This window comes from Cupriavidus sp. SIMBA_020, from assembly GCF_046535395.1.
Taxonomy (GTDB): Bacteria; Pseudomonadota; Gammaproteobacteria; order Burkholderiales; family Burkholderiaceae; genus Cupriavidus; species Cupriavidus campinensis.
Genome location: NZ_JAWRWU010000001.1, coordinates 754803 through 767089, shown reverse-complemented (window position 1 = coordinate 767089; position 12287 = coordinate 754803). Strand labels below are relative to the sequence as shown.

General features: G+C 69.8%; 15 protein-coding genes. 4 read left to right on the top strand and 11 right to left on the bottom strand.

What is annotated here, in order from left to right:
* Positions 1 to 10: 10 nt before the first annotated feature.
* The 9 genes from SB751_RS03630 to phnG all read right to left on the bottom strand — a co-directional run bounded on the left by SB751_RS03630 (position 11) and on the right by phnG (position 7237).
* Positions 11 to 523, bottom strand: coding sequence for a hypothetical protein (locus SB751_RS03630; protein WP_144197468.1), 513 nt, complete (start codon positions 521 to 523; stop codon positions 11 to 13).
* 206 nt (positions 524 to 729) lie between these two features.
* The gene (locus SB751_RS03625; RefSeq protein WP_144197469.1) at positions 730 to 1302 is read right to left on the bottom strand and encodes an MOSC domain-containing protein; all 573 of its coding nucleotides are present in this window, start codon (positions 1300 to 1302) and stop codon (positions 730 to 732) included.
* Positions 1302 to 2510, bottom strand: coding sequence for an alpha-D-ribose 1-methylphosphonate 5-triphosphate diphosphatase (locus tag SB751_RS03620; RefSeq protein WP_410747790.1), 1209 nt, complete (start codon positions 2508 to 2510; stop codon positions 1302 to 1304). The genes SB751_RS03625 and SB751_RS03620 overlap by 1 nt, the downstream gene beginning before the upstream one ends.
* A 15-nt stretch (positions 2511 to 2525) precedes the next feature.
* A complete protein-coding gene (gene phnL, locus SB751_RS03615) occupies positions 2526 to 3263 on the bottom strand; it encodes a phosphonate C-P lyase system protein PhnL (protein ID WP_144197471.1) in 738 nt (245 codons plus the stop codon).
* A gap of 5 nt (positions 3264 to 3268) precedes the next feature.
* Positions 3269 to 4045: a phosphonate C-P lyase system protein PhnK gene (phnK, locus tag SB751_RS03610; protein WP_144197472.1), complete on the bottom strand. Its 777-nt coding sequence runs from the start codon at positions 4043 to 4045 to the stop codon at positions 3269 to 3271.
* Complete coding sequence (locus tag SB751_RS03605; RefSeq protein WP_144197473.1) at positions 4042 to 4947, bottom strand: alpha-D-ribose 1-methylphosphonate 5-phosphate C-P-lyase PhnJ; 906 nt, start codon at positions 4945 to 4947, stop codon at positions 4042 to 4044. Before SB751_RS03605 ends, phnK begins: the two co-directional genes overlap by 4 nt.
* Positions 4944 to 6086, bottom strand: a complete 1143-nt coding sequence (locus SB751_RS03600) for a carbon-phosphorus lyase complex subunit PhnI (protein ID WP_410747788.1) — start codon at positions 6084 to 6086, stop codon at positions 4944 to 4946. Before SB751_RS03600 ends, SB751_RS03605 begins: the two co-directional genes overlap by 4 nt.
* Position 6087: 1 nt before the next feature.
* Positions 6088 to 6759, bottom strand: a complete 672-nt coding sequence (phnH, locus tag SB751_RS03595; protein WP_211942770.1) for a phosphonate C-P lyase system protein PhnH — start codon at positions 6757 to 6759, stop codon at positions 6088 to 6090.
* A gap of 1 nt (position 6760) precedes the next feature.
* Complete coding sequence (gene phnG / locus SB751_RS03590; protein ID WP_144197476.1) at positions 6761 to 7237, bottom strand: phosphonate C-P lyase system protein PhnG; 477 nt, start codon at positions 7235 to 7237, stop codon at positions 6761 to 6763.
* A gap of 195 nt (positions 7238 to 7432) precedes the next feature.
* Here phnG and phnF point away from each other — a divergent pair, with 195 nt between their 5' ends.
* The 4 genes from phnF (at position 7433) to phnN (ending at position 10830) form a co-directional block, all read left to right on the top strand.
* On the top strand, positions 7433 to 8167 hold the full coding sequence (gene phnF / locus SB751_RS03585) for a phosphonate metabolism transcriptional regulator PhnF (protein WP_144197477.1): 735 nt from the start codon (positions 7433 to 7435) through the stop codon (positions 8165 to 8167).
* Positions 8168 to 8264: 97 nt separating this feature from the next.
* Complete coding sequence (locus tag SB751_RS03580; RefSeq protein ID WP_410747787.1) at positions 8265 to 9497, top strand: alpha-D-ribose 1-methylphosphonate 5-triphosphate diphosphatase; 1233 nt, start codon at positions 8265 to 8267, stop codon at positions 9495 to 9497.
* Positions 9494 to 10234, top strand: coding sequence for a DUF1045 domain-containing protein (locus tag SB751_RS03575; protein WP_410747786.1), 741 nt, complete (start codon positions 9494 to 9496; stop codon positions 10232 to 10234). Before SB751_RS03580 ends, SB751_RS03575 begins: the two co-directional genes overlap by 4 nt.
* Positions 10231 to 10830, top strand: a complete 600-nt coding sequence (phnN, locus tag SB751_RS03570) for a phosphonate metabolism protein/1,5-bisphosphokinase (PRPP-forming) PhnN (RefSeq protein WP_410747785.1) — start codon at positions 10231 to 10233, stop codon at positions 10828 to 10830. The genes SB751_RS03575 and phnN overlap by 4 nt, the downstream gene beginning before the upstream one ends.
* Before the next feature lie 58 nt (positions 10831 to 10888).
* On the opposite strand, the gene SB751_RS03565 is transcribed toward phnN, so the two are convergent.
* Together SB751_RS03565 and phnE are read right to left on the bottom strand one after the other, a co-directional pair.
* Positions 10889 to 11434, bottom strand: coding sequence for a phosphonate degradation HD-domain oxygenase (locus SB751_RS03565; protein WP_149136493.1), 546 nt, complete (start codon positions 11432 to 11434; stop codon positions 10889 to 10891).
* Positions 11431 to 12252, bottom strand: coding sequence for a phosphonate ABC transporter, permease protein PhnE (phnE, locus tag SB751_RS03560; RefSeq protein ID WP_092292169.1), 822 nt, complete (start codon positions 12250 to 12252; stop codon positions 11431 to 11433). Before phnE ends, SB751_RS03565 begins: the two co-directional genes overlap by 4 nt.
* Between the last annotated feature and the right edge of the window lie 35 nt (positions 12253 to 12287).

Genomic DNA, 12287 nt, shown 5'->3' with positions numbered 1-12287 from the left:
CCGAGGGCGCTTAGCGGATCTCCGCGCAAGCGCCGCTTTTTGGATCGAACAGCACCGGCCACGCCTGCTCGTAGATACCCGGCGTGCAGTGCTTCTCGCAGCGGGCATGGGCCAGCGTCACCCGGCGCGGGTCCTGCCACACCATCAGCTTGCAGGCACTGCCGTCAATCGCGTGCAGTTCGATGTGTGGCGTCTGCTGTACCTGCTTGAAATCCTCCAGATCGAACTGGCACGAACCCTTCCGGGACACCCAGAGCTTCCATTTCAGCGTCTGCACGGCATTGCGCGAGACCTTGACCAGCGCGTCCTCGCGGAAACCATCCTCCTCGGTGCGCTTGCAGCTGCCGGACAGGTCGATCACACGCGTCGCGATGGGCGTGGCGCGGGTTTCAGGCGGCGGCGGGTAGGGCTTGGGGGCGGTGGGGCCTTGCATGGGCGCCGAGCGGTCGGCCAGCATCGGCGGCGTGCATGCCGCACATAAAAAAACAGCCAGCATGGCTGGCAGTGTGGGTTTGAACGGCATGCTGGCTCCTCGGTGCGATCCGGCCGTCCTGCAAGGCGGCCCGCCTTCCTTATATATATAGAGGACGGCGCCGGAACGCGAGCGGGAGGGGATCGGGACAAGTCCTGAGGAACGCGCCCGTCCCGGCAACCTATAGTGAGGGGATGCCCGGCACGCGCCGGTTCTCGTACTTGTCAGACCTGATTTAAACGCGCTTTACACCCGCTTCAGACGCGTTCCAGCCGCTTGTGCGGCAGCGGCGGCAGCGTCGTCTCGATACCCTGGCCGGGCCGCACCACGCCGCCCGCCACCACCACGCCCATCACGCCAGCCTTGCGCACAATCTCGCCGTGCGCGTCCTTAACCACCACCTGACTCAACAGGCCCTCGCGGAACTGCTCGATCTGCGCGCACGGGTTGCGCAGCCCGGTAATCTCGATCTGCGCATCGCCAATCCGCAAGCGGGTGCCGACCGGCAGCGCGAGCAGGTCGATGCCGGCCGTGGTGATGTTCTCGCCCAGTTCCCCGTAGCCGATGTCGAATCCGGCTGCCGCCAGCGCCGCGTGCAGCTCGGCGTGGATCAGGTGGACCTGACGCAGGTTCGGCTGGGTCGGGTCCACGGCCACGCGCGAGCGGTGCTTGACCGTAGTGCCGGCATGGGCGTCGCCTTCCACGCCGATGCCGGGCAGCAGCCGGATAGACGCCTCGCGCGGCTTGCTGAAGCCGTGCACGGGGCTGCGGCTGACTGCCACCACCTGCGCCAGCCCGGCGGCCTGTTCGTCCGACTGCGCGTCCGCCATCAGGCGACCTCGCGCACGGCTTGGCGCGGCGCGGCATGCTGCACCGCGCCAGCCGGGTAGCCGGCCGAGAACACCAGCCGGCCCGCCGACCACGTGTGCGTGACCATCGGCTGCCCGGCCACGGTGGCCACGGCGATCAGGTCCGCGCGCAGGCCCGGCGCCAGGCGGCCCCGGTCGGCGAGCAGGCAGGCGTCGGCGGGGTTGGCGGTGACCAGCGCCAGCGCCTCGTTGAGCGGCAGGTCGGCCTGCCGGGCGGCGGCGTAGGCCGAGGCGATCAGCGTGGACGGCTGGTAGTCCGAGCAAAGGATGTTGCCCACCCCGGCGTGGATGGCGTCGATGGCGCGCATCGACCCACTCTGGCTCTTGCCGCGCAGCACGTTGGGGGCGCCGAGGATGGTCGGCAGCGCGTGCGTGGCCGCCGCGCGGGCCGTTTCCAGGTTGATCGGGAACTCGCTCATCCGCACGCCGAGTGCCTGCATCGCGGCGATGCGCTGGGGGCTGTCGTCGTCGTGGCTGGCCGTGGGAATGCCCAGCTCGTGCGCCCGGGCCACCAGCCGGTTCACGCGCTCGTGCGCGCCATCCAGCTCGGCCGTCTTCTTGGCGGCGGCATCGGCGGCTTCCTCGCGGCTCATGCCGTGGTTGCCCATCATGTACGACAGATAGGCGTCCAGCGTCTTGAACTGGCCCTGGCCCGGCGAATGGTCCATCACGGAGAGCAGGTCCACCACGCCTTCGGCCATCAGCATTTCGAGCACGGGGACGGCGGCGGCGTCGGTCACCTCGTAGCGGCAATGGATGCGGTTGTCGACCAGGCTACTCGCACGGTACGCGGCCACGGTGCGCACCAGCGTGGCGGCGGTGTCGTTGTTGCGCACGCCGAACTGGTTGCTGGCGAACGAGAGCGCGTGGTACGGCGTGGTGATGCCGGCGGCGGCGTTGCGGCGGTCCACCTGCGCCACGGCGAAGTCCAGCGGAAACAGCACATTGGCGCGCGGCTCGGCTTCCTTCTCGATGGCGTCGCAGTGCACGTCGATCAGCCCCGGCATGACCGCGTGGCCGCGCAGGTCGATCACGGTGGCGTGGGCCGGCACGGCAGCCGGGGCGGATTCGATGGCGGCGATGCGGCCATCCTCGATCAGCAGGGCGCTATCTTGCAGCACGCGGTCCGGCAGGACCAGCGTGGCGTGGGTCAGGTAGGTGGTGGTCATGGGGGCGGTCGTCCGTCAGGCGATGGCGGTAGCGGGTTGCAGCGGCAGCAGGCGCGTGGCCACGGCGTCGCGCACGGCTTCGTCGTGGAAGATGCCGATCAGTGCGCGGCCTTCGGCCAGGGCTTCGCGGATCAGGTCGATCACCACGGCGCGGTTGTCAGCGTCGAGCGAGGCGGTGGGCTCGTCCAGCAGCAGGATCGGATGGCCGCCGATCAGCCCGCGCGCGATGTTCACGCGCTGCTGCTCGCCGCCCGAGAAGGTGGCGGGCGGCAGGTCCCAGAGGCGGCGCGGCAGGTTCAGCCGTTCGAGCAGCACGGCGGCGCGGGCGCGGGCTTCTTCGTGCGAGGTGCCGCGCTGCTGGAGCGGGTCCGCCACGACGTCGAGCGCCGAGACGCGCGGGATGGCGCGCAGGAACTGGCTGACGTAGCCGATCACATGGCGGCGCAGGTGCAGGATGCGTTGCTCCGGGGCCTGCGTCAGTTCGACCCACGGCGCGCCTTCGGCGCTGGTATCGCGCAGGCGGATGGTGCCTTCGGTGGCGAGATAGTTGCCGTAGAGGCAGCGCAGCAGCGTGCTCTTGCCGGTACCGGAGCGGCCGGACAGCACCAGGCATTCGCCGCGCGCGGCGTCGAAGTCGATCGCGCGCAGCACGGGCAGGCGGATGCCGCCCTGGTTGTGCAGCGTGAACATCTTCCCAAGGCCGCGCACCTCGATCAGTCGCTCGGCAGGGGTGTGGAGGTTGTCGGTGGACATCGTCGTCAGCCTTGCAGGATGGAGGAGACCAGCAGCTGGGTGTACGGGTGCTGGGGGTCGTCGAGGATCTGGTCGGTCAGCCCCTGTTCCACCACGCGGCCGCCCTGCATGACCAGCGTGCGGTGGGCCAGCAGGCGGGCCACGGCCAGATCGTGGGTGACCAGCACGGCGGCGAGGCCGAGATCGGTCACCAGTCGGCGCAGCAGGTCGAGCAGGCGGGCCTGCACGGAGACGTCGAGCGAGGCGGTCGGCTCGTCCATGAAGACCAGGCGCGGATGGGTGACGAGGTTCCGTGCGATCTGCAGGCGCTGCTGCATGCCGCCCGAGAACGTGCCGGGCACGTCGTCGAGCCGGGACAGGTCGATTTCCATCTTTTCGAGCCAGGCGCCAGCCACTTCGCGCAGATCGCCGTAGTGGCGCTCGCCCACGGCCATCAGCCGCTCGGCGATGTTGGCGCCGGCGCTGACCTGCATGCGCAGGCCGTCCCGGGCGTGCTGGCGCACGAAGCCCCAGTCGGTGCGCGCCAGCAGCCGCATGCGGGCGCTGGAGAGTGTGGCAAGGTCGGTCAGGCCCGATTCGCGCATGTCATAGCTGACGCTGCCGCGCTGCGGCGGCGCCTGCATCGACAGGGCCTGCAGCAGCGTGCTCTTGCCCGAGCCGGATTCGCCGACCACGCAGAGCACTTCGCCCGGATAGAGGTCGAAGCTGACGTCGTGGCAGCCGTGCAGGCCGTCCCAGGTGCGCGTGAGGTGGCGGACGGAAAGAAGCGGCGTGGCGGTCATTGGCGCACTCCCGCGGCTTCCACGGCTTCCACGGTCTGGGCGGCCTGGCGGTCGGCGCAGTACTCGGTGTCCGAGCAGACGAACATGCGGGTGCCGGCGTCGTCGGTGATGATTTCGTCGAGATAGCTGTCGGTGGCGCCGCACTGGGCGCAGCAGCTGGACCACTTCTCCACGGTGAACGGGTGGTCCTTGAAATCGAGGCTCTTGACGGACGTGTACGGCGGCACCGCGTAGACGCGCTTCTCGCGGCCGGCGCCGAACAGCATCAGCGCGGGGCTGCGGTCGAGCTTGGGGTTGTCGAACTTCGGAATGGGCGACGGACGCATCATGTACCGCTGGTTGACGATCACGGGATAGTCGTAGGTCGTGGCGATATGCCCGTGGTGGGCAATATCCTCGTAAAGCTTGACGTGCATGGCGCCGTACTCGGACAGCGCATGCATGGTGCGCGTCTCGGTCTCGCTCGGCTCCAGCCAGCGCAGCGGCTCGGGAATGGGCACCTGATAGACCATGGTCTGGCCCGCGCGCAGTGCCGTCTCGGGAATGCGGTGGCGGGTCTGGATGATCGATGCCTCGGCGGTGCGCTCGGTGGTCTGCACCCCGGTCACGCGGCCGAAGAAGCGGCGGATGTTGATGGCGTTGGTGGTGTCGTCGGAACCCTGGTCGATCACCTTCAGCACGTCCTGCTTGCCGATGATGGCGGCCGTCACCTGGATGCCGCCCGTGCCCCAGCCATAGGGCAGCGGCATCTCGCGGCTGCCGAACGGCACCTGGTAGCCCGGAATCGCCACGGCCTTGAGCAGCGCGCGGCGCAGCATGCGCTTGGTGGATTCGTCGAGGTAGCCGAAGTTGTAGTGGTCGTCGCGGGCGACGGTGGCCGGATGGGCGATGGTCTGTGTCATGCCAGCGTTTCCTCTTGGGTGGCGGCCGGTGCGGGGGCCGGCGTCGGCGCGGATGCGGCCTGCGGCGCGGCGGCCTCCTGCTCGGCGCGCAGGCGGCGCAGCAGTTCCAGGTTGGCCTGGAAGTCGACGTAGTGGGGCAGCTTCAAGTGCTGGACGAAGCCCGAGGCCTCCACGTTGTCGCTGTGATAAAGCATGAATTCGATGTCGTTGGCCGGGGCGTCGGCGGCTTCGCCCAGCTCCGCCGCCCGCATCGCACGGTCCGCCAGCGCCATCGACATGGCCTTGCGCTCGTTGTAGCCGAACACCAGCCCGTAGCCGCGCGTGAAGCGGGGCGCCTCGTCGGCATTGCCGCTGAACTGGCTGACCATCTGGCACTCGGTCAGCTCGACCTCGCCGATCGTCACGGCGAAGCCCAGTTCCTCGACGAACAGTTCCACCTCGGCGGTGCCGTAGCGGATCTCCGCCGCGAACGGGTGCGAGTTGCCGTAGCCGCGCTGGGTCGAGTAACCCATCGACAGCAGGAAGCCCTCGTCACCGCGCGCCAGGTTCTGCAGGCGGGCGGCGCGGTCGGCCGGCAAGGTCAGCGGCTCGCGCGTCAGGTCCGGCGGGGCGGGGTCGCCGGGCGGGATGGCGTCGGCTTCGACCAGTTCATCGGCTTCGAGCAGGCACGTCACGCGCGGCATGCCGCTGGCCAGCGGCTGGGCGGAGGGCGGCAGCGGTTCGGGGTCGCGGCCGGCTTCGAGCGTGAAGTCGAGCAGCCGCTGGGTGTAGTCGTAGGTCGGGCCGAGTACCTGGCCGCCCGGCACGTCCTTGAACGTCGACGAAATGCGGCGTTGGAGGCGCATGGCGCCGGTATCGAGCGGCTGGGTGTAGCCGAAGCGCGCCAGCGTGGTGCGATAGGCGCGCAGCAGGAAGATCGCCTCGATCTGGTCGCCGGCGGCCTGCTTGAGGGCGAGGGCGGCGAGGTGCGGGTCGTAGAGCGAGCCTTCGGCCATCACGCGGGCCACGGCCAGCGGCATCTGCTCGCGGATCTGGGCGAGCGTGAGTTCCGGCACCGACGTATCGCCACGGCGATAGCTGTCGAGCATCTGGTACGAGTTCAGGATGGCGCGTTCGCCTCCCTTCACGGCTACGTACATGTCAGTTCTCCCCGTGCGTCAGGTGCGTCAGGTGCGTCAGGTGCGTAAGGTGCGTAAGGTGCGTGGTGCGCGTCAGTGCGCAGAATTGGTCGCCGCTGGCCAGCAGCAGGTCCACACCGAGCGGGAAGCCGGCGTTGTTCGCGCGCCAGCTCGCCGGGAAATCGGCGGGCAGGCCGGTGACGGTCAGCGCCTGCGTGGTCTCGATGCCGGGGCCGTGCAGCGTGAGCGTGTCGCCTTCGGTCAGCGAGGCCACCTCCACGATCAGCGTGGCCGAGCGGTCCGGGTAGGCCGGCTGGCCCTGGGCGCAGTCGGCGAGGGCGGGCATCGCATGGCCGGCCGGCACGCAGACGAAGCTGGCGGCATCGAGCTGATCGACCAGCGGGCAGCCGCAGTGGAAGCGCAGGAAGGCGCGCGCCGGGGCGGGGACGGCGGCGGGCAGCCAGACCGGCGTGTCGGGGTCGGCCAGCGTCAGCAGCAGCGCGGCCAGCGCGGGCGAGAGGCCCTCGGGCACGCCGCTGGTGGCGGGCAGCGTCTCCAGCCGGCCCGGATGGGCGAAGGCTTCCAGCGTGGCGCGGAACACCTGCTGGGCGTCATCGACCGGGTTGTCGAAGCCGGGCAGCAGCGAGGCGGCCGGCGTGCCGAAGTTCGGCAGATTTGCTTGCGTGGTGGGCATGTCAGTCTTCTCCGCGTGCCATCGTGAAGAATTCGACGCGCGTCTGCGCGGCGGTGGCGGCCTGCTGCGCCGCGCGCTCGGCAAAGGCCTGCGCCATCGGGGCCAGGACGAGGTCGGTCACGCGCGGGTGCCAGGCCGGAAGCTGGAGCAGGGCGTCCAGCACGGCGGCCTGCTCGGCATGGCGGGTGCCCCGGCCCTGCACGTAGGCCACGCCGGCGGTTCCACCGGCTTCCCCATCCTCGATCACCACGGCGCAGCGCGTGACGGTCATCTCGCCCAGATTGAACTGGGCGCCCGTGCCGCCGGCGCGGCCCCGCACCATGGCCATGCCCGACTCCGGCTTGCGCAGCAGGCGGTAGGCCGGCAGCGCCGCTGCCTCGCCAAGCCGCGCGTAGGCCGCGTCCAGCGCGTCAGACTGCGCCAGGGCCAGGGTTCGCAGCCATGCGGCGCGTGCCGCATTGGTTTCGCTTTGCATCATCACCCCTATACGTCTATACGTTTAGATGTAAAATACCACATCACGGCGATACTAGACCACAGCCACATGAAGGTTTCATGACGCGCTGGCCGACCCGGAGCGGATTGATCGGGCACGCCACGCGGGCGCTCCGGCTGAGGCACAATCGCACGCAATTGTGGATTTACGATGAATGCATGATGAAAGAGGGAAGCGATGTCTGATCGGGAAGTCGAACGTGGCTCCGGCGTGGCCGTGTGGCGCCAGATTGGTGAGGCGCTGGCGGACGACATCCGCAACAAGCTCTACGGCCCGGGCGAGCAGCTGCCGCCCGAGCCGGAGCTGGCCACGCGCTTTGCCGTGAACCGTCACACCATCCGGCGCGCCATGGGCGAGCTGGAGCTGAGCGGCCTCGTGCGCATCGAGCAGGGGCGCGGCACCTTCGTGCAGGAGCACGCCATCGACTACGCCATCGGGCGCCGGACGCGGTTCTCGCAGAACCTGGCCGCGCAGGGCATGCGCGGGCATATGGAGATCCTGGGCAGCCAGGTGATCCGCGCGCCGGAGGTGGCCAAGCACCTCGGTCTGGCGCGCAATGCCGACGTGCTGCACGTGCAGATGGTGGGCAAGGCCGAGGATCGCACCATCGACGTAGCCGAGCACTACTTCGACCCCAAGCGCTTCCCGGGCATGGAGGAGCAGGTGCGCGCCAAGTTGTCGATCTCGCGCGCGCTGGCGCACTTCGGCATTGCCGACTACACGCGCAAGTGGTCGCGCATCACCGCCGCCATGCCGAGCGCGCCCGTGGCGCGGCTGCTGAACCAGCCCAAGACGCGGCCGGTGCTCCAGGTGGAAGCCCTCAATGTGGACATCGACGGCGCGCCGCTGCAATACAGCATGACCCGCTTTGCCGGAGACTGGGTGCAGCTCACCGTCTCCGACAGCGACTGAATCCGGGTGCGCCGCGAGGGGCGGCGCTTGCATCGCATTGGTCTAGACATCCGGTGTAGACATGCGACTGTCATCAACCAGGGGTAGTGTGTTGTCCATGCCTACGACAAACCAAACTCATTCGGCGCGGCTGGCCGGCATCACGGGTCGCCGTGTGCTGGGCGCGGCCGCCATTGGCCCGGCAACGCTGGGTTTCGACCAGGGCAGCATCGCGTCGCCGCAACAGGCGCCCGAGAGCGGCCCCTGCATCGATGCGGGCGATCTGCTGGTGCTGCCCGGCATCGTCGACATCCATGGCGATGCCTTCGAGCGCGCCGTGATGCCGCGCCCCGGCGTGAGCTTTCCGTACGCGGGCGCGCTGCTCGACGTGGACCGCCAACTGCTGTCGCACGGCATCACGACCGAATTCCACGGCGTGACGCTGTCCTGGGAAGGTGGCCTGCGTGGCGAAGCCTACGCGCTGCGTATGTTCGATGCCCTGGCGCACCTGCAACCGGTGCTGGGGGTCTCCCACAAGGTGCACCTGCGCTTCGAGGCCTATCACCTCGCCGGCGTGGAGACCGCGCTGTCCTGGATGGCCGATGGCCGCGTCGGCCTGCTCGCCATCAACGATCACCTGCCGATGATGGCGCGCAAGATGGCCAACGACAGCAAGCTGGCCCAGTACGCCGAGCGCGCCGAGTGCGACCCCGAGACCTTCCGTACGCGCCTGCGCACGGCCGGCCGCAACGCGCAGGACGTGCCGGCGGGCGTGTCCAGCCTGATCGCGGCCGCCCGCGTGGCGGGCCTGCCGGTGGCTTCGCACGACGACCCGGACCTCGCCACGCGCCAGCACTATCACCGCCAGGGCTGCCATATCGCCGAGTTCCCGCTGACCATCGAGGTCGCGAAGCTCGCCCGCCAGATCGGCGACGAAACCGTGTTCGGCGCGCCTAACGTGGTGCGCGGCACCAGCCACACCGGCGCCCCGAACGCCACCGAGATGGTGGCGGCGGGCCTGTGCACGGTGCTGGCCTCCGACTATTACTATCCCGCGCCGATCCAGGCCGCGTTCAAGCTCGCGCAGCTTGGCGTGGTCTCGCTGGCGGACGCCTGGCACCTCGTCTCGCGCAACCCGGCCCGTGCGGCTGGCCTGCGCGACCGGGGCGTGCTCGCGCCGGGGCTGCGCGCCGACGCCATCCTCGTCGATGACAGCGTGCCGGGCCTGCCGCGCGTGTGCGGCACCATCGTCAACGGTGAGCTGAAGCACGCCACGCGCGTGCTGCCGATGATCGACATCGCCGATGCCCGCTACGCGGCGGAGGGCGACGCAGGCAGTCTGGCCGCATGACGATGGCCGCCTCGCGCTTCGCGATCTACCTGGCGCCGGCCGAGCCGTTCCGCACGTTCGGCGCGCAGTGGCTGGGGCGCGATGCCGATACCAGCGCGCCGCTGCCACTGCCGAAGGACCTCGGGCCGCGCCCGGACGCCTGGGTGGCGGCGCCCGCCCACTACGGCCTCCACGCCACGCTGAAGCCACCGTTCCGGCTGGCGGCGGGCACGGACGGCCCGATGCTCGACGCCGCCGCGCGGGACTTCGCGCGCGGGCTCGATGCCTTCCACGCCCGGCTCACGCTGCGCGCGCTGCGCGGCTTCCTGGCGTGGTGTCTCGATGACGGCGCGGAGAGCCACGATGGCGCACGCCGGATGCACGCGCTGGCAGATGGCTGCGTGCGGGCCTTCGAACCGTTCCGCGCGCCGCCCACCGAGGCGGAGCTGCGCAAGCGCAAGCCGGACCAGCTCACCGCCGCCCAGCGGCGCATGCTCGAGGCGTGGGGCTACCCCTACGTGTTCGAGACCTTCACCTTTCATATCACCCTCACCGGCATGCTCGACGCCGCGGCGCAAGCCGCCGCGCTGGCGCAACTCGCGCCGGCCAGCCAGTCGCTCTGCAGCGCGCCGATGCATGTGGACGGCATCGCCGTGTTCGTGCAGCCCAAGCCCGGCGCCGATTTCCTCGTCGCGCGCCACTACGGCTTCAACGGCAGCACGCGCGATGGCACGGGCGTGGCGTTCCTCGGATCATGACGACCTATACCCGTGCCGACTCCGGCATCGATCCCCACGCGGACGGCCACGGCCTGTTCTACGTGATGGGCCCCTCTGGCAGCGGCAAGGATTCGCTGCTGCGCGCGCTGCGCGAGCGGCTGGGGCCGCAGGACCGCGTGGTGGTGGCCCACCGCTACATCACGCGCGCCGCCGATGCCAACGAGGCCTCGGTGGCGCTCTCCACTGACGAGTTCGCACGCCGCCAGGCGCTCGGCTGCATGGCGCTGCACTGGCACAGCCATGGGCTGGACTACGGCATCGGGGTGGAAATCGAGGACTGGCTCGCGCGCGGGCTCAAGGTCATCGTCAATGGCTCGCGCGAGTACCTGCCGAAGGCAGTCGCCCGTTATCCGGGCCTGTGCGCGGTGCACGTGCGCGTGAAGCCCGAGGCCCTGGCGGCGCGCCTGCGCCAGCGTGGCCGGGAGTCGGAAGCGGCGATCGCACAGCGGCTGGCGCGCGCAGGGCAGGCGTTCGACGTGCCGGCCGGCTGCAGGCTGGTCGAGATCGACAATAGCGGGGCGCTGGATGACTCGGCGGCGTCGTTCGCCCGGCTGATTGGGGTAGGGCACGACTGAGCCCCGGATCGAATGAAAAATGCCCGGGACTCCCGGGCATTTTTCATGGGCGCGTGGCTCAGGCGTGCCGCGTGCAGCGCGCGGCGATGTCCAGATAGTGCGCCAGCGCCGGCGTCGGCAAATCCACCACCTTGGCCAGATCGTCGTAGCGGCGCAGCCGCACCGCTGCCTCGGCATGCGGGCTGGCGATGAAGGCGTCCGCCTGCGCGGCGTCGTACGGTCCGCCCTGCAGGGCCAGGCTGTGGACCGAGGCGGGCGAGAGCGTGGCAAAGTAGGCCGGGTCCACCGCGCACAGGTAGCGCTTGGCGGCCACGTGCAGGCGTACAGGCTCGGTCACGTCCGCGCCGAACAGGTCGGCCAGCGCCTGGGCGGCGGCCTCCTGGTGGCGCATGTCGGTGGTGCTGCTCTCGGCCAGCATCAGATGACCCACGTCGTGCAGCAGCGCGGCGGCCACCAGCGCCGCCGGCTCGCCGGCCTGCTCGGCCAACTGCGCGCACTGCAGCGCGTGGGCGGTCTGGCTGATCGCCTCGCCGCCATACCAGTCCGTGCCGTGGTTGGCGAAGAGCGTCTCGATGCGTGCCAGGGTCAGGCGGTCCGCGCTCATACGAGCACCTTGCGGATCTGCGCGGACACGATGTCGATGCCGGTGACGAACAGGATGATGATGATCATCACCGCACACGTCTGCGCGTACTGGAAGCTGCGGATGATCTCCCAGAGCACGGTGCCGATACCGCCGGCGCCCACGATGCCGACCACCGACGCCGAGCGCACGTTCGACTCGAAGCGGTACAGCGCGAACGACAGCCACAGCGGCAGCACCTGCGGAATCACGCCATAGACGATTTCCTCGATCGGGCCGGCCCCGGTGGCGCGCACGCCTTCCACGGGGCGGGGGTCGATGGCTTCCACGGCTTCGGCGAACAGCTTGGCCAGCACGCCCGTGGTGTGGATCCAGATCGCCAGCACGCCCGCGAACGGGCCCAGCCCCACGGCCACAATGAACAGCATCGCAAAGACCATCTCGTTGATGGCGCGGCAGGCGTCCATGATGCGGCGCGCCGGCTGGTAGACCCACACCGGCACGATATTGGCGGAGCACAGCAGGCCGAGCGGCACGGCCATGAACACGGCGATGGCGGTACCCCAGAGCGCGATCTGCACGGTCACGAGCATCTCGTCGAGGTAGTTGCGCCAGTCGCGGAAATTGGGCGGGAAGAAGTCGGCGGCGAACTTCGCCATGTTGCCGGAGTCGCGCAGCAGGTCCATCGGGCGCATGTCGGCGCCTTGCCAGGACATGGCGAGCAAGGCCAGCACGATCGCCCAGACCAGCATCATGGACAGCGAGGTGCGCGGCGGGCGGACGTTGCTGTGCGGCGCGGGGGACGGGGGCGGGAGGCCGGGCTTGGCGGTGGCGGTCATGGGGGGCATCGGATGGAATACGGTGAAGATGGCAC

Coding starts and splice junctions, on each gene's coding strand:
- SB751_RS03580 (WP_410747787.1), top strand. CDS start 8,265: ATGCCTACGACAAACCAAACTCATTCGGCGCGGCTGGCCGGCATCACG.
- phnF (WP_144197477.1), top strand. CDS start 7,433: ATGTCTGATCGGGAAGTCGAACGTGGCTCCGGCGTGGCCGTGTGGCGC.
- SB751_RS03625 (WP_144197469.1), bottom strand. CDS start 1,302: ATGGCGGACGCGCAGTCGGACGAACAGGCCGCCGGGCTGGCGCAGGTG.
- phnH (WP_211942770.1), bottom strand. CDS start 6,759: ATGCCCACCACGCAAGCAAATCTGCCGAACTTCGGCACGCCGGCCGCC.
- SB751_RS03605 (WP_144197473.1), bottom strand. CDS start 4,947: ATGACACAGACCATCGCCCATCCGGCCACCGTCGCCCGCGACGACCAC.
- phnG (WP_144197476.1), bottom strand. CDS start 7,237: ATGATGCAAAGCGAAACCAATGCGGCACGCGCCGCATGGCTGCGAACC.
- phnE (WP_092292169.1), bottom strand. CDS start 12,252: ATGACCGCCACCGCCAAGCCCGGCCTCCCGCCCCCGTCCCCCGCGCCG.
- phnK (WP_144197472.1), bottom strand. CDS start 4,045: ATGACCGCCACGCCGCTTCTTTCCGTCCGCCACCTCACGCGCACCTGG.
- phnN (WP_410747785.1), top strand. CDS start 10,231: ATGACGACCTATACCCGTGCCGACTCCGGCATCGATCCCCACGCGGAC.
- phnL (WP_144197471.1), bottom strand. CDS start 3,263: ATGTCCACCGACAACCTCCACACCCCTGCCGAGCGACTGATCGAGGTG.
- SB751_RS03620 (WP_410747790.1), bottom strand. CDS start 2,510: ATGACCACCACCTACCTGACCCACGCCACGCTGGTCCTGCCGGACCGC.
- SB751_RS03575 (WP_410747786.1), top strand. CDS start 9,494: ATGACGATGGCCGCCTCGCGCTTCGCGATCTACCTGGCGCCGGCCGAG.
- SB751_RS03565 (WP_149136493.1), bottom strand. CDS start 11,434: ATGAGCGCGGACCGCCTGACCCTGGCACGCATCGAGACGCTCTTCGCC.
- SB751_RS03630 (WP_144197468.1), bottom strand. CDS start 523: ATGCCGTTCAAACCCACACTGCCAGCCATGCTGGCTGTTTTTTTATGT.
- SB751_RS03600 (WP_410747788.1), bottom strand. CDS start 6,086: ATGTACGTAGCCGTGAAGGGAGGCGAACGCGCCATCCTGAACTCGTAC.